The sequence below is a fragment of the Streptomyces sp. MNU76 genome (assembly GCF_020982545.1).
Classification (GTDB): domain Bacteria; phylum Actinomycetota; class Actinomycetes; order Streptomycetales; family Streptomycetaceae; genus Streptomyces.
On record NZ_JAJKLK010000031.1, the window covers coordinates 26649 to 48157 of the forward strand.

The 21509-nt window shown below is 70.6% G+C and carries 17 protein-coding genes and 4 pseudogenes; 12 read left to right on the forward strand and 9 right to left on the reverse strand.

What is annotated here, in order from left to right:
• The first annotated feature begins 16 nt into the window (after positions 1-16).
• The gene (locus E4N62_RS45645; protein ID WP_230224269.1) at positions 17-1348 is read left to right on the forward strand and encodes an aminotransferase class I/II-fold pyridoxal phosphate-dependent enzyme; all 1332 of its coding nucleotides are present in this window, start codon (positions 17-19) and stop codon (positions 1346-1348) included.
• 192 nt (positions 1349-1540) lie between these two features.
• Here the strand turns inward: E4N62_RS45645 and E4N62_RS45650 are convergent, their stop codons facing one another.
• The gene (locus tag E4N62_RS45650) at positions 1541-2470 is read right to left on the reverse strand and encodes a DMT family transporter (RefSeq protein WP_230224270.1); all 930 of its coding nucleotides are present in this window, start codon (positions 2468-2470) and stop codon (positions 1541-1543) included.
• Positions 2471-2545: 75 nt separating this feature from the next.
• Here E4N62_RS45650 and E4N62_RS45655 point away from each other — a divergent pair, with 75 nt between their 5' ends.
• The gene (locus tag E4N62_RS45655; protein ID WP_184896596.1) at positions 2546-3454 is read left to right on the forward strand and encodes a LysR family transcriptional regulator; all 909 of its coding nucleotides are present in this window, start codon (positions 2546-2548) and stop codon (positions 3452-3454) included.
• 33 nt (positions 3455-3487) lie between these two features.
• On the opposite strand, the gene E4N62_RS45660 is transcribed toward E4N62_RS45655, so the two are convergent.
• Complete coding sequence (locus E4N62_RS45660) at positions 3488-3955, reverse strand: pyridoxamine 5'-phosphate oxidase family protein (RefSeq protein WP_230224272.1); 468 nt, start codon at positions 3953-3955, stop codon at positions 3488-3490.
• Positions 3956-4062: 107 nt separating this feature from the next.
• Between E4N62_RS45660 and E4N62_RS45665 the strand changes: the two genes are divergently transcribed.
• A complete protein-coding gene (locus tag E4N62_RS45665; RefSeq protein ID WP_230224273.1) occupies positions 4063-4740 on the forward strand; it encodes an isochorismatase family protein in 678 nt (225 codons plus the stop codon).
• Here E4N62_RS45665 and E4N62_RS45670 read toward each other — a convergent pair.
• Entirely contained in the window at positions 4737-5249 is a 513-nt protein-coding gene (locus E4N62_RS45670; RefSeq protein ID WP_230224274.1) for a Rieske (2Fe-2S) protein, read from the reverse strand. The two genes, E4N62_RS45665 and E4N62_RS45670, sit on opposite strands and share 4 nt — an antisense overlap.
• Positions 5250-5564: 315 nt before the next feature.
• Here E4N62_RS45670 and E4N62_RS45675 point away from each other — a divergent pair.
• The 3 genes and pseudogenes from E4N62_RS45675 to pflA form a co-directional block, all read left to right on the forward strand.
• Positions 5565-5769: pseudogene (locus E4N62_RS45675) on the forward strand (hypothetical protein); the annotation flags it as partial.
• Positions 5770-6262: 493 nt separating this feature from the next.
• A complete protein-coding gene (gene pflB / locus E4N62_RS45680; RefSeq protein ID WP_230224679.1) occupies positions 6263-8539 on the forward strand; it encodes a formate C-acetyltransferase in 2277 nt (758 codons plus the stop codon).
• The gene (pflA, locus tag E4N62_RS45685) at positions 8536-9294 is read left to right on the forward strand and encodes a pyruvate formate-lyase-activating protein (protein ID WP_374117263.1); all 759 of its coding nucleotides are present in this window, start codon (positions 8536-8538) and stop codon (positions 9292-9294) included. The genes pflB and pflA overlap by 4 nt, the downstream gene beginning before the upstream one ends.
• A gap of 387 nt (positions 9295-9681) precedes the next feature.
• Here pflA and E4N62_RS45690 read toward each other — a convergent pair whose 3' ends face one another.
• The 4 genes from E4N62_RS45690 to E4N62_RS45705 form a co-directional block, all read right to left on the reverse strand.
• Positions 9682-10146, reverse strand: coding sequence for a pyridoxamine 5'-phosphate oxidase family protein (locus E4N62_RS45690; protein ID WP_230224275.1), 465 nt, complete (start codon positions 10144-10146; stop codon positions 9682-9684).
• Positions 10147-10413: 267 nt separating this feature from the next.
• A complete protein-coding gene (adhE, locus tag E4N62_RS45695) occupies positions 10414-13092 on the reverse strand; it encodes a bifunctional acetaldehyde-CoA/alcohol dehydrogenase (RefSeq protein ID WP_230224276.1) in 2679 nt (892 codons plus the stop codon).
• Between the two features lie 200 nt (positions 13093-13292).
• Positions 13293-14000: a CBS domain-containing protein gene (locus E4N62_RS45700; RefSeq protein ID WP_230224277.1), complete on the reverse strand. Its 708-nt coding sequence runs from the start codon at positions 13998-14000 to the stop codon at positions 13293-13295.
• Positions 14001-14080: 80 nt separating this feature from the next.
• Positions 14081-14476, reverse strand: coding sequence for a hypothetical protein (locus tag E4N62_RS45705; protein ID WP_230224279.1), 396 nt, complete (start codon positions 14474-14476; stop codon positions 14081-14083).
• A gap of 292 nt (positions 14477-14768) precedes the next feature.
• Between E4N62_RS45705 and E4N62_RS45710 the strand changes: the two genes are divergently transcribed.
• The 3 genes from E4N62_RS45710 (at position 14769) to E4N62_RS45720 (ending at position 17760) form a co-directional block, all read left to right on the forward strand.
• Complete coding sequence (locus E4N62_RS45710) at positions 14769-15461, forward strand: response regulator transcription factor (protein WP_230224281.1); 693 nt, start codon at positions 14769-14771, stop codon at positions 15459-15461.
• 166 nt (positions 15462-15627) lie between these two features.
• Positions 15628-16656: a type I glyceraldehyde-3-phosphate dehydrogenase gene (gene gap / locus E4N62_RS45715; RefSeq protein ID WP_230224283.1), complete on the forward strand. Its 1029-nt coding sequence runs from the start codon at positions 15628-15630 to the stop codon at positions 16654-16656.
• Between the two features lie 90 nt (positions 16657-16746).
• Positions 16747-17760 carry a 2-hydroxyacid dehydrogenase gene (locus tag E4N62_RS45720; RefSeq protein ID WP_230224284.1) on the forward strand — a complete coding sequence of 338 codons (1014 nt, stop codon included), beginning with the start codon at positions 16747-16749 and terminating at the stop codon, positions 17758-17760.
• A gap of 309 nt (positions 17761-18069) precedes the next feature.
• On the opposite strand, the pseudogene E4N62_RS45725 reads toward E4N62_RS45720, so the two are convergent.
• Positions 18070-18198, reverse strand: a pseudogene (locus tag E4N62_RS45725) (respiratory nitrate reductase subunit beta); the annotation flags it as partial.
• A pseudogene (locus E4N62_RS45730) lies at positions 18197-18700 on the reverse strand (nitrate reductase subunit alpha); the annotation flags it as partial. The pseudogenes E4N62_RS45730 and E4N62_RS45725, both read right to left, overlap by 2 nt.
• 219 nt (positions 18701-18919) lie before the next feature.
• Here E4N62_RS45730 and E4N62_RS50005 point away from each other — a divergent pair.
• The 3 genes and pseudogenes from E4N62_RS50005 (at position 18920) to E4N62_RS45745 (ending at position 21506) form a co-directional block, all read left to right on the forward strand.
• Positions 18920-19027, forward strand: coding sequence for a hypothetical protein (locus E4N62_RS50005; protein ID WP_374117264.1), 108 nt, complete (start codon positions 18920-18922; stop codon positions 19025-19027).
• A gap of 253 nt (positions 19028-19280) precedes the next feature.
• The gene (locus E4N62_RS45740; protein WP_230224683.1) at positions 19281-20690 is read left to right on the forward strand and encodes an amino acid permease; all 1410 of its coding nucleotides are present in this window, start codon (positions 19281-19283) and stop codon (positions 20688-20690) included.
• Between the two features lie 168 nt (positions 20691-20858).
• A pseudogene (locus E4N62_RS45745) lies at positions 20859-21506 on the forward strand (hypothetical protein).
• The last annotated feature ends 3 nt before the right edge of the window (positions 21507-21509 follow it).

Genomic DNA, 21509 nt, shown 5'->3' on the forward strand with positions numbered 1-21509 from the left:
GTGCATAATTAGATTTGTGCTAGGAGAATACCTGATCGCTGGTCGACGCGCAGTCGAGATTGCCGCGAGCGTCGAGCAGGCGGTGGCGGAGGGCGGGCTGGAACCCGGTCAACTGCTGCCGCCTATGCGGGAGTTGGCGGACCGGCTCGGCGTGAATCCGAACACCGTCGCGGCCGCCTATCGCACGCTCCGTGAGCGTGGGGTCATCGAGACCTCGGGGCGCCGGGGCAGCCGTGTGCGGTCCCGGCCGGCGACGACGGGGCGGGAGTACATCCGGGTGGAGGTCCCCGAGGGTGCGCGGGACCTCGCCGACGGCAATCCCGACCCCGCGCAGCTGCCGCGCCTGGCGGAGGCGTTCGCGGCCGCCGCCGAGCAGGGCGACCGTGAACCGGTCCTCTACGGGGCGGCGGCCGTGGAGCCCGAACTGGCCCGGATCGCGCGGGCCGACCTGGACGCCGACGGGGTGCCGGACGGGCCGGTCGCCGTCACCTCGGGGTCGCTCGACGCCATCGAACGGGTGCTGGCCGTCCACCTCAAGCCGGGGGACACCGTCGCCGTCGAGGACCCCGGGTGGGGAAGCGTGCTCGATCTGGTGCCGGCGCTCGGGCTGCGGGTCGTCCCGGTCGGCGTCGACGACGAGGGGCCCCTCCCCGACGACGTACGAGGCGCGCTGGAGGGCGGGGCGCGTGCCCTGATCGTCACCGACCGGGCGCAGAACCCGACCGGCGCGGCCGTGAGCGCCGCTCGCGCGCGTGCCCTGCGGTCCGTGCTGGCCCAGCATCCGGGGACCCTGCTCATCGAGGACGACCACGGCTACCGGATCGTCGACCAGTCCCTGCATCCGCTCGCCGGGGTCACCCGCAGCTGGGCCTTCGTGCGGTCGGTCGCCAAGGCGTACGGCCCCGACCTGCGGCTCGCCGTGCTCACCGGTGACGCGGCCACCGTCGACCGGGTGCGGGGCCGGCAGCGGCTGGGGCCCGGCTGGGTGAGCCTGCTGGTGCAGCGGGCCGTCGTCCGGCTGTGGTCCGGCGGTGCGGTGGACGCGGAGGCCGTGGCGGCGGCGTACGGGCGGCGGCGGGACGCGCTGATCGGTGCCCTCGCGCGGCGCGGGGTCGAGGCGCACGGGGTCAGCGGGATGAACGTGTGGATCCGGGTGCCGGACGAGACCGGCGCGGTCGCGCGGCTGCTGCACGCCGGCTGGGCCGTCGCGCCCGGGGCGCGCTTCCGGATGAGCGCCCCGCAGGGGATCCGGATCACCGTCTCCACCCTCACCGAGGAGGAGATCGGGAGGGTGGCGGACGCGGTGGCCTCGGCGATCGGGCCGGGCGCGGGAGCGGGATACGTGTGAGGTCAGGTCACGGCGACCGGGACGTGAGTGGGATGCGTGTGAGGTCACGTCGCGGCGGCCGGGGCGCGAGCGGGATGCGCGTGACGGTACGTGTGCCGTCACAGCAGTCGGGACGCCGGCCGCGTACGTGTGACGGCACGGGCCGGGGATGTGGGCCCGGCGCGTCCGCCGGGACGCTCGGCTCCTGCTGGATCAGGTGCGCGGTCTGGCCTGTGTCAGTGCCGCACCCGCCAGGACGATCGCCGCGCCGACCGGGGTCGACCAGGTCAGGGACTCGCCGAGGAGTGCGACGCCGGCGGCCGTGGCGATGACCGGGATGAAGTAGGTGACCATCTGGGCCGTCGTCGGGCCGACCTCGGAGACGAGCCCGTACTGGACGAGCATCGCGACCCCCGTGCCCAGGGTGCCCAGCGCGACGACCGCCAGCAGGGGCAGCACCGGGAAACTGCTCGGCACGCTCGTGAACACCGGGGTGACGAAGGCCAGTTGGGTGGTGGCCAGCAGCAGTTGGGCGCCGGTGAGGGAGAGGTGCGACGCGGTGGTGCCGGCCAGGGTGCGGCGGACGTAGATCCAGCCGACGGGATAGCAGAGGGAGGCCAGCAGCGCTAGCGCGGTGCCGGTGGCGTCCACGCCCTGAAAGCCCTGCCAGGCGCCGAGCACGGTGAGGACTCCGAGGAAGCCGAGGCCGAGACCGGCGACCCGCACCCGGGTGGGGCGGTCCTCGGAGAGCGCGACCAGGGAGAGGGCCATGCCCCACAGGGGTGAGGTCGCGTTGCAGATGCCCGCCAGAGTGGACGGGACGGTCAGCTCCGCGTAGGCGAACAGGGAGAACGGCAGGGCGTTGAGGAAGAAGGCGGCCACGGTCAGGTGACCCCAGGTGCGGGCGCCGCGCGGCAGCCGCTCCCGCCTCACCGCCATCGCCGCCGCGAGGACCAGCGTGCCGAACAGCAGCCGTCCCAGGGTGACCTGGAAGGGCGCGTACGCCTGTGTGCCCACCTTGATCAGGAGGAAGCTGAAACCCCAGACGAGGGAGAGGAAGGCGAAGCGCAGCCGCCAGTCGACGGCGGCGCGGGAGCGGTCAGGGGCGCGACCGGGGGCTCGGGTGGGCGTGGCGGTGGTCATGCGCACCACGATGGCGCCCGGTGATCTCGTAGCACAAGCGAGAATTGGTGAGTCGATCCTCGTAGTATCGCTTACATGTTGAATCTGGAGCGCCTGCGCACCCTCGACGCCCTCGCCCGGCACGGCTCGGTCAGCGGGGCGGCCGAGGGCCTGCATGTGACGACCTCGGCCGTCTCGCAGCAGATGGCCAAGCTGGAACGCGAGGTGGGTCAGCGGCTCCTCGCCAAGAACGGGCGGGGGGTGCGCCTCACCGACGCGGGGCGGCTGCTCGCCGAGCACGCCGCGCGCATCCTGTCGCAGGTCGAGCTGGCGCAGTCGGCACTGGAGGAACAGCGGGGGCAGGTGGTCGGCGAACTGCGGCTGGCCGCGTTCCCGACGGCTGTCCGGGGGCTGTTTCCCGCCGTGTTCCGCGCGCTGCGCGAGGACCATCCCGCGCTGCGCGTGCGCTCACGGGAACTGGAACCCGCACTCGCCGCGAACGCGGTGATCCGGGGCGACATCGACCTGGCCGTCGTCCTCGACTGGTACAACAAGCCGCTGCCCGTGCCCGCGGGGCTGGCCAGGGCCGCGATCCTCGACGACCCGGTGGAGGTGGCCCTGCACGAGGACCATCCGCTCGTCGCCCGGGACGAGATCGACCTGCGGGAGCTGGCCCAGGAGCCGTGGGTCGCCTGGCCCGAGGGCGAGTTCTGCCACGAATGGCTGCTCTACACGCTGCGGGCCAACGGCATCGAGCCCCACATCGCCCACCGCGCGGGTGAACACCACACGCAACTCGCCCTGGTCGCCGCAGGATTGGGTGTCTGCATCGCGCCCCGGCTCGGCCGGGACCCGATGCCGGCCGGGGTGCGGACCGTGCCGGTGCGCCACCGTGTCCACCGCAGCGTGTACGCGGTGTGGCGCTCGGACGCCGACCGGCGGCCGTCCATCAGGGCGGCGGTGGAGGCGCTGCGGACCGCGGGCGACGGGTGCGGAGCGGGCTGAACCGCGGGAGCGTCCGTCGGCCGAGGGGGCCGGTCACGGCGAGCCCAGTTTGCGGAAGTCCCAGGACGCGACGGCGTCCGGTGTCAGACGCAGCCAGGCGTGCCTGCCGTCGTGGGGCATTTCGTCGATGCCGAAGTTCTTTTGGGCGAACAGCCGCTCCACCTCGACGAGTTCGGGGACCGGTTCGCCCGTGCGCGGTGCCTCGCCGACGAATTCGACGGTGCCGGACAGTTCGACGCCGCGCAGTTCGCCGTACTCCTCGCCCGCGTCGACCACGACGGCCAGGCGCGGGTCGCGGCGCAGCGCGGACCAGCGTTTGCTGCGGGTGATCGAGTAGAGCCAGCACGAGGTCCCGTCCCAGAAGAACCAGAGCGGGCTGATGTGCGGGGCGCCGTCGGACCCGACTGTCGCCACCCGGCAGGTGCGCTGCGTGCTCAGGAACTCGTCCAGTTCGGAGGGTTCCATCATGATCTTCCGGCCCCGGCGCTGGGTGACGGCCATGGAGTCCCCTTTTCTGATGTGGCGTCAGAAGAGCATCGGTCGTCTTCCGTCCCTGCGCAAGGGGCGTTACGCTCCACCGCCCGATCGCCGGCGACAGGGGGAGCGTCATGCCCGCGTACGCGAGTGAGTCCGAGCGCCGACGGGAGTTGGGCGGGCTCCTCGATCCCGCCACCACCGTCCTGCTGACCGTCGAGTGTCAGCAGGGTGTCGTGGGAGCCGACGGCGCGCTGCCCGAACTCGCCCGGGAGGCCCGGTCGTCGGGGGTGCTCGCGCGTGTCGCCCGGTTGGTCGCCGCGGCCCACGGGTGCAGGGCGCAGGTCCTGCACGCCGTCGCCGAGCGGCGGCCCGACGGCCGGGGGGCCAACCGCAACGCACGGCTGTTCCGCGCGGCGGAACGGCTGCCCGTACGGCAGTTGACGGGCAGTGAGGCCGTACGGGTCGCGCCGCCCATCGAGGTCGCCGAGGAGGACCTGATCGTACGGCGGTTGCACGGGCTGTCCCCGCTGGCGGGCACCGATGTGGACGCGCTCCTGCGGAACCTGGGCTGCCGCACCCTGGTCGTCGCCGGCGTCTCGGCGAACGTGGCCGTGCCGAACGCGGTGTTCGACGCGGTCAACCTGGGCTACACGGTGGTCGTGCCCGGCGACGCCATCGCGGGGGTGCCTGCCGACTACACCCCCGCGATGATCCGTCACACCCTCGCGCTGGTCGCCACGGTCGCGACCACGGACGAGGTGGTGGAGTGCTTCGAGCGGCCGGCGGGCCGCGCGTCCGGCGAACGCTAGGCGAGGGTGATCGAGTCCCCAGACACGGTGACCTGCTTGGCCGGCAGCGCCTTCGTCGCCGGTCCGCTCTTCACACTGCCGTCCGCGATCGAGAAGTTGCTGTTGTGACAGGGGCAGTTGATCACGCCGTCGGCGATCGTCTTCACCGCACAGCCCTGATGGGTGCACACGGAGGAGAACGCCTTGAACGTGCCCGCCTCGGGCTGGGTGACGACGACGCCCTCGCTCTCGAAGATCTTGCCGCCGCCCTCGGGGATGTCCGCGGTCTTCGCGATCTCCTTGCCGCCCGCGTCGCCGCCCGTGCTGCCGCCGGTCGTGTCGCCTCCCGTGCTGCCGCCGGAGTCGGCGTTCGAGTCGCCGCCGGCCCCGGCGCCGGACGAACTCGACGTCGACGCGTCGTCGTCCGATCCGCACGCGGTCAGCGCGACGGCGAGCCCCGCCACGCCGACGGCCGCCATGACGGTGCGACGGCCCGGGATCGAAGCGGGTTTGGTCGTTTCGCTGGTCATGCTGACGGTTCCTTCCGAGATGGCTTTGCGCTTTCGCCCATGAATACGGCGGGTCTGCGCTTGAACGTTCAGACAGGGTGCACATCTTGACCTGTCCGGGATCATGACGGCGTCAAAAACAGCTGTCTGAAAGCTGTCGGTCGGCGGCGCCGCCGGACGGGGCGCACCCGGGGGCCGTCGGTACGCCGGTAGCCTGGGCCGATGCTCAAGGAAGTCAGCGCGACCCGGTACATCGCGCCGTTGCGGGAGGGCGGCTCGCTGCCCGGTCTCGTCGGGGGCGACGACCGCGGGACGTACGTCCTGTAGACACCCGGCCCGGCCTCACGCGGTTACCACGGTCACCCCTGGCTGATCCACCGCCTGGCCTACACGCGCACCGGGCACAAGAACCTGCACGTTCGCGGCTACAAGGAAGTCGGCACCACCACGCCGTTTCGACATGGTCGTCGGCAACGACATGGACCGCTACCGGCTGGGCATCGACCTGCCCGAGGTCGCCGACTGGACCTGGGACAGCTGACCGGAGCTGGTTCTGTCGCCTCGGTCACCCTGGGCCGGGGCGGCTCGCGTGACAGTCGCGGCAGCCTCCTCGCCCTCACACGAGGCACACCAGCACGGAAGGGGCAGCCGGACCCGGACGATGGCCCACTGCGCCCTCCCAGTGGTGGTGCACAGGCCGGTTGTATGGAACCGGCGGAAAGGACCAGCCACAGACGCGGGGCAGCAGCCGTCATCTGTTCACCGCGCAATCAGGATCCGCGAGAAGCGGATGGTCCTTCCGCCTCTTTTTCTGCCCGGCCATGTGCGGCGATCGGTCGGCCGCGCAGTGCCTCGGGCCACCCGGGCGGCGAGCCTGCGCAGAGGGCCGAACGGCCCCAGGGCAAAGGGGCCGGACGGTCGCGGTGACGGGTTCCTGGCGGCCCTGCCCCGGAGCACGGTGGGCGACGAGCATCGTCGGTGGAGCCGAACGCGGAGATCCCACGGACGGTGTCGTGAACGAAGCGGAGGCAGTGATGACGGTGGCACCCCACGCAGAAGCGGCCGAGACCGGCGTGGACGCATCCGTGGAGGCGTGGCGCGGATTCGCCGGAACACGGTGGCAGGAGCGCGTCGACGTACGGGACTTCATCCAGGCCAACTACACGCCGTACGAAAGCGGCTCGGAGTTCCTGGCCGGCCCGACCGGGCGCACCCGCGCGGTCTGGGACAAGGTCAGCGTCCTGTTCCCCGTGGAGCGGGAGAGGGGCATCCTCGACGTCGACACGGCCACCCCGTCCACCATCACCTCGCACGCGCCTGGCTACATCGACCGCGACCGTGAGCTGGTCGTCGGCCTGCAGACCGACGCCCCGCTCAAGCGGGCGATCATGCCGAACGGCGGCCTGAGGATGGTGGAGAACGGGCTGGCGGCGTACGGCTACAAGGCCGATCCGTTCGTGGCGGAGGTCTTCGGCACCTACCGCAAGACCCACAACGACGGCGTCTTCGACGCCTACACCCCCGAGATGCGCGCCGCCCGCAAGGCCGGGATCATCACCGGGCTGCCGGACGCGTACGGCCGCGGACGGATCATCGGTGACTACCGGCGTGTCGCCCTGTACGGCACCAACCGGCTGATCGAGGCCAAGTGGGCTGAGCGGGAGCTGCTGGACGCGCAACCCTCCAGCCCGGACGTCATCCGGGACCGTGAGGAGCTTGCCGAGCAGATTCGCGCGCTGGGTGAGCTGGCCGAGATGGCCGCCTCCTACGGCTGTGATGTCACCCGCCCCGCCGCCACCGCACATGAGGCGGTGCAGTGGCTCTACCTGGGCTTCCTGGCTGCGGTGAAGGAGCAGAACGGCGCCGCGATGTCGCTGGGGCGAACCTCGACCTTCCTGGACGTCTACCTCCAGCGGGACCTGGACGAGGGCCGCATCGACGAGACCCGCGCCCAGGAGCTGATCGACGACTTCGTCATCAAGCTGCGGATCGTACGGTTCCTGCGCACCCCCGAGTACGACGCCCTCTTCTCCGGCGACCCCACCTGGGTGACGGAGTCCATCGGCGGCATCGGCGCCGACGGACGCCCGCTGGTCACCCGCACCTCCTTCCGCTTCCTGCAGACGCTGTACAACCTGGGCCCCGCCCCCGAGCCGAACCTCACCGTCCTGTGGTCTCCGCGGCTGCCCGAGGGCTTCAAGCGGTTCTGCGCCCAGGTCTCCATCGACACCAGCTCCATCCAGTACGAGTCCGACGAGCTGATGAGGCCGCGCACCGGTGACGACACGGCGATCGCCTGCTGTGTGTCCGCGATGGCGGTGGGCAAGCAGATGCAGTTCTTCGGGGCCCGAGTGAACCTCGCAAAGGCGCTGCTGTACGCGGTCAACGGCGGCCGGGACGAGATGACCGGCGAGCAGATCGCGCCGGAGACGCCCCCGCTGATGGGCGAGTACCTGAACTATGACGAGCTGTCGGCGGCGTACGACCGGGTGCTGGACTGGCTGGCGGCCACGTACGTCGACGCACTGAACGTCATCCACTACATGCACGACAAGTACGCCTACGAGCGGATCGAGATGGCGCTGCACGACTACCCCGTGCACCGTTTCATGGCGTGCGGCATCGCGGGTCTGTCGGTCGCTGTGGACAGTCTGTCGGCGGTCAAGCACGCGCGGGTGAAGGTCTTCAGGGACGCCACGGGCCTCGCCGTCGACTTCCGCACCGAGGGGGAGTTTCCCGCGTACGGCAACAACGACGACCGCGCCGACGATCTCGCCGTCGAGCTGGTGGAGTCGTTCATGGCGAAGGTGCGCAAGCACCCCACGTACCGGGGCGCCGAGCACACGCAGTCGGTGCTGACCATCACCTCGAACGTGGTGTACGGCAAGCACACCGGTAACACCCCGGACGGCCGGCGCGCGGGTGCCCCGTTCGCGCCCGGAGCGAACCCGATGAACGGGCGCGACCGGCACGGCATGGTCGCCTCCGCGCTGTCGGTGGCGAAGCTCCCGTACGAGGCCGCCCGCGACGGCATTTCCCTCACGTCGACCGTCACGCCTGAGGGGCTCGGCCACGACCCGGCCGAGCGTGCCGCGAACCTGGCCGGCATCCTCGACGCCTACACGGCCTCCGGCGGCTTCCACATGAACGTCAACGTGCTGAACCGGGCGACGCTCGAGGACGCCATGGAACACCCGGAGAAGTACCCGGAGTTGACGATCCGGGTCTCCGGCTACGCGGTCAACTTCGTCCGTCTGACCCGCGAGCAGCAGCTCGACGTGATCAGCCGCACCTTCCATGGGGCGCTGTGAACACCGTGACGCAGCTCGCCGCCGGACAGGTCTCGGGACGGATCCACTCCTGGGACCTGTCCACCGGCGTCGACGGCCCAGGCACGCGGTTCGTGCTGTTCGTCAGCGGCTGTCCACTGCGCTGCCTGTACTGCGCCAACCCCGACACCTGGCACATGCGCGACGGGCGCCAGGCCTCCGTCGACGAGGTGATGGCCGAGCTCGACAAGTACCGGGCCTTCATCACCACGGCGGGTGGGGGAGTGACCCTCACGGGAGGCGAGCCCCTGCTCCAGCCGGCATTCACGGGCGCGGTGCTGCGCCGCTGCAAGGAGGTCGGCCTGCACACCGCTCTGGACACCTCCGGCTTCCTGGGCGCCCGCGCGACCGACGAACTGCTCGCCGACACCGATCTGGTCCTGCTCGACATCAAGTCCTTCGACGTCGCCACCTATCGAAAGCTCACCGGCGGCTCGCTCGCCCCCACCCTGAGCTTCGCCACCCGACTGGACCGGTTGGGCGTCCCGGTGCACGTTCGCTATGTGCTGGTCCCCGGTTGGACCGACGACCCGGAAGCCATCGACGGCCTGGGCGCGTTCCTGGCCGGGCTGAGCAACGTCGACCGGGTCGACGTCCTGCCCTTCCACAAACTCGGCGCCCACAAGTACGACGTCCTCGGGCTGCCCTTCCCCCTGCGCGACACCGCCACGCCCGCCCCGGAGCTGACCGAGCGCGTGCGTGAGCAGTTCAGGGAGCACGGGCTCCGGGCCCTGTGACCCTGGCGTGGTGCATCCCGGGCGGACAAGGGCGCCGGAGTCGCTGCGGGACGGGCCTGAACAACTGGCCGCGATCAGGTGGGGCCCCAGCTTGCCTCAGCACCTGGCGAAATTGCGCCGCTCCGGAATCGGCACCTCGGAGCGTGACGGCTCGACCGGCGTCACGTCCTTGCACTCTCCATGTCGACGCCGACGGCCACGTAGACCGGTCGGCCGACCACCGACCCGGAGCGGATCTTGATCGAACCGCGCCGGCGTTGAGCACGTGGAGGCTTCTGCACCAAGGTCCGGTCTTCGAACGGCTGCTGCTGGAGGACGGCATCCTGCTGCGCAGGTGTCGCAGGGCGCGCCACAGCGGTCCTGCACCGGATCGCTGATCCGTCGGGGTCAGGCGCTGATGGTCTCGTCCGCGGCGGTGAGCCGGATTCCCGTGACCAGGTCGGGGTGGATGCGGACTGCGTAGTCCATGGTCTGTTTCACCCAGGGATGGAGCAGCGCCTGGTAACGGGCCAGTTCGTGGGGGTCGGTGATCAGGCGGGCGTAGCCGGTGACGACCACGCTCCAGCCGAGGTGGGTGTCCGGGTCGATGGCGTCGGCCTCGTAGGCGACGACGACGCCTGAGCTGTTCGCATGGCGGGTGTGCGCGGTGATCACCGAGCCTTCGTGGGTGCGGATGATGATGTCGCCGTCGTCGAGGACGTGGTTGACCGGCCGGATCGTGGGGAGCGCGTGCTGGGTGAAGACGATCCTGCCCAGGGAGACGCTGCCCAGGAGTCGCAGGGCCTCGGCGCTGTCGAGTCCCACGCTGTGCCGTGGACCGGCGGTGAAGGGCAGGGCGTTGTTGGTGGTCATGGTGGGTTTCCGTAGGTTTCGTCGCTCACTGCGCGGGTGCTTCGGTGGGAGCGCCGTTGCCGTGACGGCGCTGGTCGCCGCGGGGCCAGTACCGCATCTGTGTGTCCCTTCGAAGATCGGTGGCATGAGACCCGCCGAGGTCTCGGGGTGGAGCCCGGTGGACGGTGGGTCACGGGCGGGATGGATCAGGCCATTTGAATGCGGGCAGTGAGGGGTGCGGTAGGGCCGAACGGCCCTACCGCACCCCGGCGCTTTCCAGCGGTCGTCCTATGCGCTGGGAGCGTCCTTCTGGCCGTAGTAGGCCGTGCGCATGAGTTCCTGCATGTCGTCGAGCATCGGCATCCGTGGATTGGCGGGTGCGCACTGGTCCTCGTAGGCGTTCAGGGCCTGCTGGGGCAGGGCGTCGAGGAACGCGCGCTCGTCGACGGCGAGGGCGCTGAACGACGGCTCGATGCCCACGCCGTCACGCAGGCGTTCCACGGCCGAGGCCAGCGACTCCACGCCCTCCTGAGGCGTGGCGGCGGGCAGGCCGAGGGTGCGGGCGATGTCCTGGAAGCGTTCGGGGGCGCGGTAGTGCTCGTACTTGGGCCAGCCGGTGAGCTTCGTGGGGACGGTGCCGTTGTAGCGGATGACGTGCGGCAGCAGGACGGCGTTGGTGCGGCCGTGGGCGATGTGGAAGGTGGCGCCGAGGGTGTGGGACATGGCGTGGACGATGCCGAGGAAGGCGTTGCCGAAGGCCATGCCCGCGATGGTGCCGGCGTTGTGCATCTTCTCCCGGGCCTGGGTACTTCCCGCGCCGTCGTTCACGGAGGCCGCGATGTTGTCGAAGATGAGGCGGATCGCGTGGAGCGCCAGGCCGTCGGTGAAGTCGTTGGCGTAGACGGACACGTACGCCTCGATGGCGTGGGTGAGGGCGTCGAAGCCGCTGTCGGCGGCGAGCGCGGGAGGCAGTTCGGTGGTGAGCAGCGGGTCGACGATCGCCACGCTGGGGGTGAGCGCGTAGTCGGCGAGTGGGTACTTCTTGCCGGTGGCCGGGTCGGAGATGACGGCGAAGGGGGTGACCTCGGCGCCGGTTCCGGACGTGGTGGGCACGCACACCAGGCGCGCGAGCCTGCCCAGGACGGGGAAGCGGAAGGCGCGCTTGCGGATGTCGGAGAACTTGTGCCGCATGTCGGCGAAGTCGACGTCCTTGCCGTCGGCCTGCTGCTCGTACAGCAGCCACATCACCTTGGCCGCGTCCATCGGCGAGCCGCCGCCCAGCGCGATGATCGTGTCCGGTCGGAAGTCGCCCATGAGGCGGGCACCGCGCCGGACGGAGTCGATGCTCGGTTCGGGTTCGACGTTGTCGATGATCTGCACGGTGACCGGCTCGCGGCGGCGCTGCAGGATGCGGGTGACGCGGTCGACGAAGCCGAGGCGGGTCATGGTGGCGTCGGTGACGACGGTGACGCGGTGGACGTCCGGCATGGACTGCAGGTAGCGCAGGGCCTGCGGCTCGAAGTAGATCTTCGGTGGGACCTTGAACCACTGGAGGTTGTTGCGACGGGTGGAGACCCGCTTGATGTTGAGCAGTTGGGCGGCGGAGACGTTGTTGGACACCGAGGTGCTGCCCCAGGAGCCACAGCCGAGCGTCAGCGACGGCAGCAGGCCGTTGTAGATGCCGCCGATGGCGCCTTGCGAGGACGGGGAGTTGACGATGACGCGCACCGTCTTGATGCGGCGGCCGTACGCCTCCGCGAGCGCGGGGTCCTCGGTGTGGACGACGGCGCTGTGGCCCTGGCCGTGAAAGGCGACCATGTCGGCGGCTAGGTCGAAGCCCTGTTGTTCGGAACCGGCGCGCAGCACGGCGAGCACGGGGCAGAGCTTCTCGCGGGTCAGCGGCTCGTCCGGGCCGACCCGCTCGGCCTCGACCAGGATGAGCGAGGTGTCGGCGGGCACGGTGAACCCGGCCTGTTCCGCGATCCAGGCAGGGCTCTGCCCCACGGCCGCGGAGTTGACCTTGGGCTCGCAGCCGCTGCCGGCCGCCTTGCCGGTCGGGAAGAGGAAGACCTCCAGCTTCGCCTTCTCCTCGGCGGTCGCCAAGTGGGCGTGCAGGGTGCGGAACTCGGCGAGAGCGGCGTCGTAGATCTCGTCGTCGAGGATGACGGCCTGCTCGGATGCGCAGATCATCCCGTTGTCGAACGACTTCGACAGCACCAGGTCGTTGACGGCCCGGCGCAGCTTCGCGCTCTTGTGCACGTAGGCGGGGACGTTGCCGGCGCCCACGCCGAGGGCGGGCTTACCCGCCGAGTACGCGGCCTTGACCATGGCGTTGCCGCCGGTGGCGAGGATGAGGGAGATGCCGGGGTGGTGCATCAGGGTGCGCGTGGCCTCGACGGACGGGGTCTCGATCCACTGGATGCAGTGCTCGGGCGCACCGGCGGCGACGGCGGCGTCGCGCACGACGCGGGCCGCTTCGGCGCTGCACCGCTGGGCGGAGGGGTGGAAGGCGAAGACGACCGGGTTGCGGGTCTTCAGCGCCATCAGCGCCTTGAAGATCGTGGTGGAGGTCGGATTGGTGACCGGGGTGACCGCGGCGACCACGCCGACCGGTTCGGCGATCTCCACCAGGTCCTCCACGTCGTCGCGTGCGATCACGCCGACGGTCTTCATGTGGCCCATGCTGTGCGTGACGTGCTCACACGCGAACATGTTCTTGGCCGCCTTGTCCTCGAACAGGCCGCGTCCGGTCTCCTCCACTGCGAGCCGTGCCAGCGCGGTGTGCCGGTCCAGAGCGGCGACCGAGGCCTTCCTGACGATGTGGTCGACCTGCTCCTGGTCGAGCTCCTCGTAGTCGGTGAGCGCCTTCGACCCGGCCGTCACCAGCCGGTCCACCGCGATGGTGGTGTCGGACGGAGCCTCGGTGAGAGGAGTCGTGGTCGTGGTCCCGGCTTCCTGTCGGGTCATGGGAGTGCGCCTCCGGTACGTCGGTGCCGCCGGAGGTGATCCGGCGGGGCGTTACGGGAGCGGCAGCGCGAGCAATGCCGGTGCCGCTCCGTTTCCACTCTCGTCCGCGGTGCGGCCCGGCCGCAGACGCCGTTGGTCCCTTCCTCCGCCCGTCCGGCCCGGTCGGGGCGGGCCGGACGGCCCTCTCGGGCAACGGGACCTCACGCGGGCGGTTCCTGAGCGGGTTCGTCAAGGGGGCGCGGCTCGGCCGGGTGGCAGTCGTCGACGCTGTAGGTCAGGCCGTTGACCACTCCGACGGCCCCCTCGACCCGCCACGCCGATCGGATCGCCAGGGTGATGTCGCTCCGGCGATCCAGGCGTCCCTTCAGTGTGACCACGCCGTCCCGGACGAACACGGTGACCGCGTCGGCGGACAGGCCGAGGGCGCCGACCAGAACCTCGTCGATCACCTGCCGGCGGATCTCCTCGTCCGTGCGCAGGAAGACACGCAGAAGGTCGCGGCGGGTGGCGATGCCGATGAGACGGTCCTCCTCATCCACCACGGGAAGCCGCTCGATGTGGTGACGCTCCATCATCCGGGCCGCCTCCGGGACCAGTTGCTCCGGATGCACCGTGACCGCGGGTGAGGACATCAGCTCCGCCGCGACGAGTCCCGGGGCCCCACCCGCCGGGACGCGCACCGGACGACGCAGGCCCGGCAGACGGATCCGCCGGTCGGCGCGGTCCGCCTGCCCGTGGACGAGGTCGGTCGCGGAGATCACCCCGACCACCTTGTCGTCCGCGTCGACGACGGGCAGTCCGCCGATCCGGTGCCGGTTCAGCAGCCGTACGAGGTCCTTGAACGCCGTCTGCCGATGTGCCTGGATGACCTCACGGGTCATCACCTCTCCGACGGTGTGGGTCTTCACGCCGCCCTCCTTCTCTCTCCGGGGCCCCTGGACGGGCCGGGTGCGGGAGGGTGAACCCCGCCGCGCCCGGCTCCAGGCCCCTACTCCTGCCGTCCGTCCGTCGGGCCGCCGCGCCAGGCCGGCGGCGTGGCCGACTTGCGGGCCGCGTCCCCGCGGTGCACGACCCGCTCCACCTGGCCACGCAGCCGGTCGTGCAGCCGGTCCGCGAGCTCATGGGCGGTGGCCTCCTCGGCGTGGACGACCACGAGGTCGCGGCCCACCCGGATCTCGGCCCGTGCCGTCCAAAGGCGCGTGGCGTGGTGCGCCGTGGCCTTCTCGATCCGCACCTCGCCGCTCACGGGCGGCAGTCCCGACCGGCCGAGGACCGCGTCGACCTTGGTGCGGGCGTAGGCGAGCGCCTGCTCGTCCACGTCGCCCGTGCCTCGGACCCGTACGGTGGCGGGGGTCTGCTGGATGTCGGTGTCCCTGACGGTCATCTGTTCCACTCCTTGTGATCGTTCCGCGGCTCCAGCCTGAGGCGAGCCCCCGCCCCCGCCCCAGGGCCACCCGGCCCCGGAAACCGGGACCGTGGGGCCCCGTCACCCGCTGCCGGCCGACGCAACTGGTCCTCGACGACTTCGACCGGCGGCAGCGCGTACCCGGGGAAACAGGGGCCGACCGGCCCTGGGCATACGGCCCCGAACCGGGAAGGATCTCCAACGAGACGGCCCATCGCGTTCCACGCCGACACCGGCGTGGAACGCGGCATACGCAGAACTGGAGCATTTGATGGCGGACGGCGAGCAGCCCGGCCACGACAACCCGATCCGGGTCTTCCTGATGGACGACCACGAGGTGGTACGGCGCGGGGTGCACGACCTGCTGAACGACGAACCGGACATCACCGTGGTCGGCGAGGCCGCCACGGCGGAGCAGGCGCTTGTCCGCGTCCCCGCTCTGCGCCCGCAGGTCGCGGTCCTCGACGTGCGTCTGCCGGACGGCGACGGTGTCACGGTGTGCCGGGAGCTGCGTTCGCGCATGCCGGACCTGGCCTGCCTGATGCTGACCTCGTTCGACGACGAGGAGGCCCTGCTGGACTCGATCATGGCGGGCGCATCCGGTTACGTGCTGAAGCAGATCCAGGGCTCCGACCTGGTGGCGGCCGTGCGCACGGTGGCCCGGGGCCAGTCGCTGCTGGATCCGAGCGCCACCACCAAGCTGATGGCCAGGCTGCGCGGCGGACAGCAGAAGGAGGAGGAGCCGGACGCCCTGCCGGGTCTGACCGACCGGGAGCGGGAGATCCTGGCCCTGATCGGCGAGGGACTGACCAACCGACAGATCGGTCAGCGCCTGTTCCTGGCCGAGAAGACGGTGAAGAACCACATTTCCCGTCTGCTCGCCAAGCTCGGCGTGGAGCGGCGCATCCAGGCCGCCGTGCTCGCCACCGAAGCCCGGGACCGGCTGCGGCAGCAAAGCCGCTGACGCGACGCGCCACGCGACAGCCGGCGCCGGGCAACGGGCGAAGCCCGACTCGGGGCCGAAGGTCCCGCAGCCCGCCCCGTCCGACCCCTGCCCTCCCGATTGTCCGCGCGCAGGCTGGGAACCCACCCCGGCACACCGCCGGGCATCGATCGGGAGGACGACGGACATGAGCGTGCGCGTCGGCATCAACGGCTTCGGTCGCATCGGCCGCAACTACCTGCGCTGCGTGCTGGAACGCGCGGAGCGTGGCACCGGCACACCGGTCGAGGTCGTGGCGGTCAACGACCTCACCTCCCCGGCCACGCTGGCGCACCTGCTGGCGTACGACTCGACATACGGTCGCCTGAACCGCACCGTCGAACACGACGACGACTCACTGACCGTCGACGGACACCGCATCGCCGTCACCGCCGAACGCGACCCGGCCGCCCTGAGCTGGGGCAGCCTCGGCGTGGACGTCGTCATCGAGTCCACCGGCCGCTTCCGCACCCGCGAACAGGCCGGCCTGCACCTGGAGGCCGGCGCGCGCAAGGTGCTGCTGTCCGTGCCGGGCAAGGGTGTCGACGCCACCGTGGTCATGGGCGTCAACGAGGGTGCGTACGACCCGGAGCGGGACCACGTGGTCTCCAACGCCTCCTGCACCACCAACTGCGTGGCGCCGATGGTGAAGGTCCTCGACGAGTCCTTCGGTATCGACAAGGGCCTGATGACCACCATCCACGGCTACACCAACGACCAGGTCGTCCTCGACGGCCCGCACAAGGATCTGCGCCGCGGCCGCAGCGCCGCCGTGAACATCATCCCCACCAGCACCGGTGCCGCGCGTGCCGTCGGCCTCGTCCTGCCGGAACTGTCCGGCACCCTGGACGGCATCGCCGTACGGGTCCCCGTGGAGGACGGTTCGCTGACCGACCTGAGTGTGGTCCTCGACCGGGCCGTCACCGTGGAGGAGGTCAACGCGGCGTTCCGGGAGGCCGCCGATGGGCCACTGAAGGGCGTCCTGCGGGTTTCCGAGGCACCTATCGTCTCGCGGGACGTCGTCGGCGACCCCGCCTCCTGCGTCTTCGACGCCCCACTGACCCAGGCGCACGGTGAGCTGGTGAAGGTCTTCGGCTGGTACGACAACGAGTGGGGCTACACCAACCGCCTCCTCGACCTCACCGAGTACGTCGCCGCTCGCCTTCCGCTGGGCTGACTGCGGCATCGGCGCGGGCTGTGGGCTCCACACGAACCCACGGCCCCTAGGGTGGAGTGACGATCGCCTTTCCCTTCGGGAGGAGCCCCCATGGAGATCGTCGCGTACGGCGTCCTCGCGGACGAGGAGGCCCTGCTGCGGCAAGCGTTCGACCGGGTCTTCGCAGGCCGTCATGAACTGCGTTGTCTCGGGATGTTCCTGGACCGGGACACCGCTCCTACCGCGGCGGGCCACGAGGTCGTGCTCAGCGGTGTCAACGACACCCTGGACGCGCAGGTCCTGAGGGCTGTGGCGGAAGGCGGAACCCGGATGATCGCCCAGCGGTCCACCGGCTACAACAACATCGACCTGTCCGCTGCCGAGAAACTCGGGCTGACGGTGGCCCGGGTGTCGTACTACTCGCCCTACTCGGTCGCCGAGTTCGCGTGGGCGCTGGCGCTCGCGGTCAACCGCAGGATCGTACGGGCCGCGCACCGCACCCGCGAGTTCGACTTCCGCCTCGACGGTCTGATGGGCCGCGACTTCCGCGGCCGCACGGCCGGAGTGGTCGGCACCGGCAAGATCGGCGCCGCGTTCGCCCGCATCGCCCATGGATTCGGGATGCGGCTGCTCGGCTGGGACATCACCGAGAACCCCGACTGCCTTGACCTCGGTATGGAGTACGTCCCGCGTGAGCAGCTGTTCGCCGAGTCCGACCTCGTCAGCCTGCATGTGCCGCTCCTGCCCGAGACCCATCACCTGGTGGACGCCGCGGCGCTGAGCCTGATGAGGGACGACGCGATCCTGGTCAACTCCAGCCGCGGCGGCCTGGTCGACACCGACGCGTTGCTGGCGGCGCTGCGTGCGGGGCGGCTCAGCGGTGTCGGTCTGGACGTGTACGAGGAGGAGGCCGGGGTGTTCTTCCTCGACAAGTCCCTGGAGGTGATGACCGACGAACGCCTCGCCCGGCTGATGACGTTCAACAACGTACTGATCACCTCTCACCAGGCGTATTTCACCCGCGACGCGGTGGGCCAGATCGCCGAGACGACCGTGGGCAACGTCGAGGACTACCTCGCCGGTCGGACCGGTGACAACACTCTCGTCCGTCCGCCGGGGGTCTGAGCACGCGTACTTCGGCGAGGCGGGTCAGGCTCTTCGTCGGAACGCTGGAAGCAACCGCCCCGATACAGGTACTTGTCAGGTGAGGAGGTCGCTCGGCCATGCCACAGCTGGACGCCGAAACGGTGACCACTCTGGTCGTTGACGCCACGGCCGCCCCTTCCATGCACAACGCCCAGCGCGCATCCAACGGGTCGACCCCACGCCACCCGGGCGCAGGAGGCGCTTGCCCGGGCGGCCCAGCAGCCAATGACCTGCATAGGAAGCGGGTGAGGACGAGCAGCGCGATCACGCCGCACCAGGCGACGAGGAATGGTCGGGGTCGTCCTGGTTGCCGCCCGCCGCGTCGACGGCGTCGAGGACGGGGGAGAGCGGAGGTACGTACCAGACCATCGGCATCGTCCGGTACTCGGGGTGCAGCGGCAGCGCCACCTTGTAGCGTATTCAACGGCGGCCGGTAGACCGGGAGTTGCTCGCCGAGTTCGGCGATCCAGTCGTGCTGGACGAAGAAGTGCTGGCGTCCGGTGAGGGTGTGCCAGGGCTTCTTGTGCTCGGTGTTGATGACGAAGGGGGAGTAGCGACGGCCGCCCGTCTCGCTGCCCGACCACTCACAGGAGGTCATCACGGACCGTGGCTGGGTGCGGGTGTCGGCGAAGGTGATCCGCTCGGCCTCAAGCTCGGAGGCTAGCTCGACCAGGCCCTCGCTGCCGGTCTGTCGCTCCATCGCGCGGAAGCCCTCGGTGGCCAGGCGTCCGTTGGTGGTGCCGGACAGGGCGAGGATCGCCTCACACATGTTGCTCGCGGTGGCGAGCGAAGGGCGTCCGGCGGCGACGCCGTCCCGCACGGTCCCGTTGCGGCGGCGCAGGTCGTCGATCTCCTGATCGGGGTGGACGGTGATGCCTTTGGTGGTGGTGCCGAGGGTGTCCAGCAGGGGGCCGACGGCCGGTGGGGCTGACCGCGACGACCTTGGTGCCGTTGTAGCGGGTCTCGGTCAGGAAGTGCGCGTCGGGCGTGCGGGTGACGGGGATGTACCGTGACGTGGTCCTCGGACTGGACACCCGCCGCCCCTGCGGCGAACTGATCGAGTTCGCCTTCGAGTCCGCCCGCCGCCGCGACGCACCGCCGAACTCGTGCGCGCGTCGACCGGGCCTCCCTCGCCGTCGTGGGCCGCCGGACGCGGGACGGCCGTCCGGGCAGTCACATCGGTCCCGTCACGCACGCGGTGCCGCACCACGTCGGCTGCCCCGTGGCCGTCGTCCCGCACGACTGAATCCACGCATCGAGGCAACGTCGGGGGCGGGTAGAGCCGCCGGCACTCGGGACCAACGGGCCAACAGGGGGACTTGTGGCCACTCACCCCGGTCGCCGTGGAGCAGAAGGATCAATCGTGGATCGACTCCCTCTCTGTGATCAGTCCAAGGAGCACAGTCATGTCCGCGCCCCCCAAAGGATCCGAAGCCGCCGACGACGGCGCACCAGCCGCCCCGAAGGCGGCACTTGGCCTTCCCGCGGCCTCCGCGCTCGTGATCGGCAGCATCATCGGAACCGGGGTCTTCGCCCTGCCGTCGGCCCTCGCCCCGTACGGGCCCATCTCGCTCGTGGCGTTCGTCGCCGTCACGCTCGGCGCGCTCGCGCTGGCCGTGACGTTCGGGGCACTGTCGAAGCGGGTCCCGGCGAGCGGTGGGCCGTACGTCTACGCCCGTGAGGCCTTCGGGGAGTTCGCCGGGTTCCTCAACGCCTGGTCGTACTGGATCACCGCCTGGGCGGGGAACGCCGCGATCGTGGTGGCCTGGGTCGGCTATGTCGAGGTGTTCGTCAACACCGGGCACAGGACCGGGATCTCGGTGCTCATCGCCCTGATCGGCCTGTGGGTCCCCGCTGCGATCAACCTCACCGGTGTGCGCAACACCGGCGCGTTCCAAGTGATCACCACCGTGCTGAAGTTCGTGCCGCTGGTGTTCATGGCCACGATCGGGCTGTTGTTCATCGACCCGGACAACTTCGGCGCCTTCAACGCCAGTGGCCGGTCGGCGTCGGGTGCGATCTCCGCCGCCGCGGCCATCGCCCTGTTCAGCTATCTCGGGCTGGAGGCCGCTTCCGTGGTCGCCGGCCGCGTGCGCGAGCCGGGGCGGAACGTGCCACGGGCCACCGTGTACGGCACGCTCGTCTGCGCCGTCATCTACATCCTGGGCACCCTTGCCGTCTTCGGTACCGTCTCGCACGGCGAACTCGGCGCCTCCACCGCGCCGTTCACCGACGCCGCGAACAACATCTTCGGCGGCACCTGGGCGGGCGACGCGGTCGCCGTCGCCGCCATCGTCTCCGGTATCGGTGCCCTCAACGGCTGGACCATGCTGTGCGCGGAGATGCCCTACGCCGCCGCCCGCGACGGACTCTTCCCCGGGACCTTCGCCAAGCTGCGCGGAGACAGCGGCGTCCCGGTCTTCGGCATCGTCGCCTCGACCCTGCTCGCCTCACTGATCACCGCGTTCAGCTACACGCGCTTCGAGGACGTCTTCACCAAGATCGTCCTGCTGAGCGTGTTCACCGCCGTGATCCCGTACCTGTTCTCCGCCGCCGCCCAGCTGTACTGGCTGCTGGTACGCGGCAGGGACAGCCTGAAGCCGAGGCAGCTGGCCCGGGACGTCACCGTCGCCGCGCTCGCGATGGCCTTCTCGTACTGGTCGATCCAGGGCAGCGGCTACCAGACCGTCTACTACGGGCTGTTCGTGCTGCTGCTCGGCCTGCCGGTCTACGTCTGGCTGAAGCGCGACCGCGGTGAGTACGGCGAGACGGTGCCCGCGCAGCCCGGGGCCACGGTCCCTCAGGCACGGGCGCCCGAGACGCCCATGACGGCCAAGGGGAGCTCTCGGGGGAGGCGGAGGTATCGCACTGGCGGTTTCCGGAAGTACACGCCACGGCACCACGACTGACCACGTCCGTACGGTCTGAGGAAGCTCGCCATGAACACCTTCCACGTCGACTCCGAGGTCGGCCGACTCCGCCAAGAGATCCTCCACCGCCCCGGTCTCGAACTGTCCCGGCTGACCCCGCGCAACGTCGACGCCCGGCTCTTCGACGACCTGCGAGGCCGCTCCCGCATGAGCGAACTCGACTTCACCGCCGCTGAGATCCACCACCTCCTCGACCTCGCCACCGACCTCAAGGCCGCCCGGCGCGGCGGCGCTGCGCCTTCGAGGTCGCCGCCGCGGACCAGGGCGCCGCGACCACCTACCTGGGGCCGGGCGACACTCACATGGGAGCCAAGGAGTCCGTCGCCGACACGGCCCGCGGCCTCGGCCGCATGTTTGATGCCATCGAGTACCGCGGCTCAGCCCAGTCGACGGTCACGGCGCTCGCCGCCCACTCCGGTGTCCCCGTACTGCCTGCCGCTCGCTCGCCGAGCGGGGCGGGGCGGGGCCCGGATCACCCTCACCGAGGACATCGAAACGGGCGTACGCGGCGCCGACTTCCTCCACACCGATGTCTGGGTCTCCATGGGGGAGCCGCCCGAGACCTGCGGCGAGCGGAGCGAGACCGGCAACCCGGACGTCAAGTTCATGCACTGCCTGCCGCGACCCCACGACCACCACACCCGGCTCGGCGAGGAAGTACCCCACAACTACGGCCCGGACGCACTGGAAGTCACCGACGAGGTCTTCTCCTCATCCGCCTCCATCGTCTTCGACCAGGCGGAGAACCGGTTGCACACCATCAAGGCCGTGCTCGTCGCCACTCTGGAGGACTGAACC

What these genes read in the sequence shown, in the direction of transcription:
- E4N62_RS45650 (WP_230224270.1), bottom strand. Translation starts at nt 2,470, where the DNA reads ATGACCACCGCCACGCCCACCCGAGCCCCCGGTCGCGCCCCTGACCGC.
- E4N62_RS45660 (WP_230224272.1), bottom strand. Translation starts at nt 3,955, where the DNA reads ATGGCCGTCACCCAGCGCCGGGGCCGGAAGATCATGATGGAACCCTCC.
- E4N62_RS45665 (WP_230224273.1), top strand. Translation starts at nt 4,063, where the DNA reads ATGCCCGCGTACGCGAGTGAGTCCGAGCGCCGACGGGAGTTGGGCGGG.
- E4N62_RS45655 (WP_184896596.1), top strand. Translation starts at nt 2,546, where the DNA reads ATGTTGAATCTGGAGCGCCTGCGCACCCTCGACGCCCTCGCCCGGCAC.
- E4N62_RS45710 (WP_230224281.1), top strand. Translation starts at nt 14,769, where the DNA reads ATGGCGGACGGCGAGCAGCCCGGCCACGACAACCCGATCCGGGTCTTC.
- E4N62_RS45705 (WP_230224279.1), bottom strand. Translation starts at nt 14,476, where the DNA reads ATGACCGTCAGGGACACCGACATCCAGCAGACCCCCGCCACCGTACGG.
- E4N62_RS45670 (WP_230224274.1), bottom strand. Translation starts at nt 5,249, where the DNA reads ATGACCAGCGAAACGACCAAACCCGCTTCGATCCCGGGCCGTCGCACC.
- E4N62_RS45690 (WP_230224275.1), bottom strand. Translation starts at nt 10,146, where the DNA reads ATGACCACCAACAACGCCCTGCCCTTCACCGCCGGTCCACGGCACAGC.
- pflB (WP_230224679.1), top strand. Translation starts at nt 6,263, where the DNA reads ATGACGGTGGCACCCCACGCAGAAGCGGCCGAGACCGGCGTGGACGCA.
- gap (WP_230224283.1), top strand. Translation starts at nt 15,628, where the DNA reads ATGAGCGTGCGCGTCGGCATCAACGGCTTCGGTCGCATCGGCCGCAAC.
- E4N62_RS45720 (WP_230224284.1), top strand. Translation starts at nt 16,747, where the DNA reads ATGGAGATCGTCGCGTACGGCGTCCTCGCGGACGAGGAGGCCCTGCTG.
- adhE (WP_230224276.1), bottom strand. Translation starts at nt 13,092, where the DNA reads ATGACCCGACAGGAAGCCGGGACCACGACCACGACTCCTCTCACCGAG.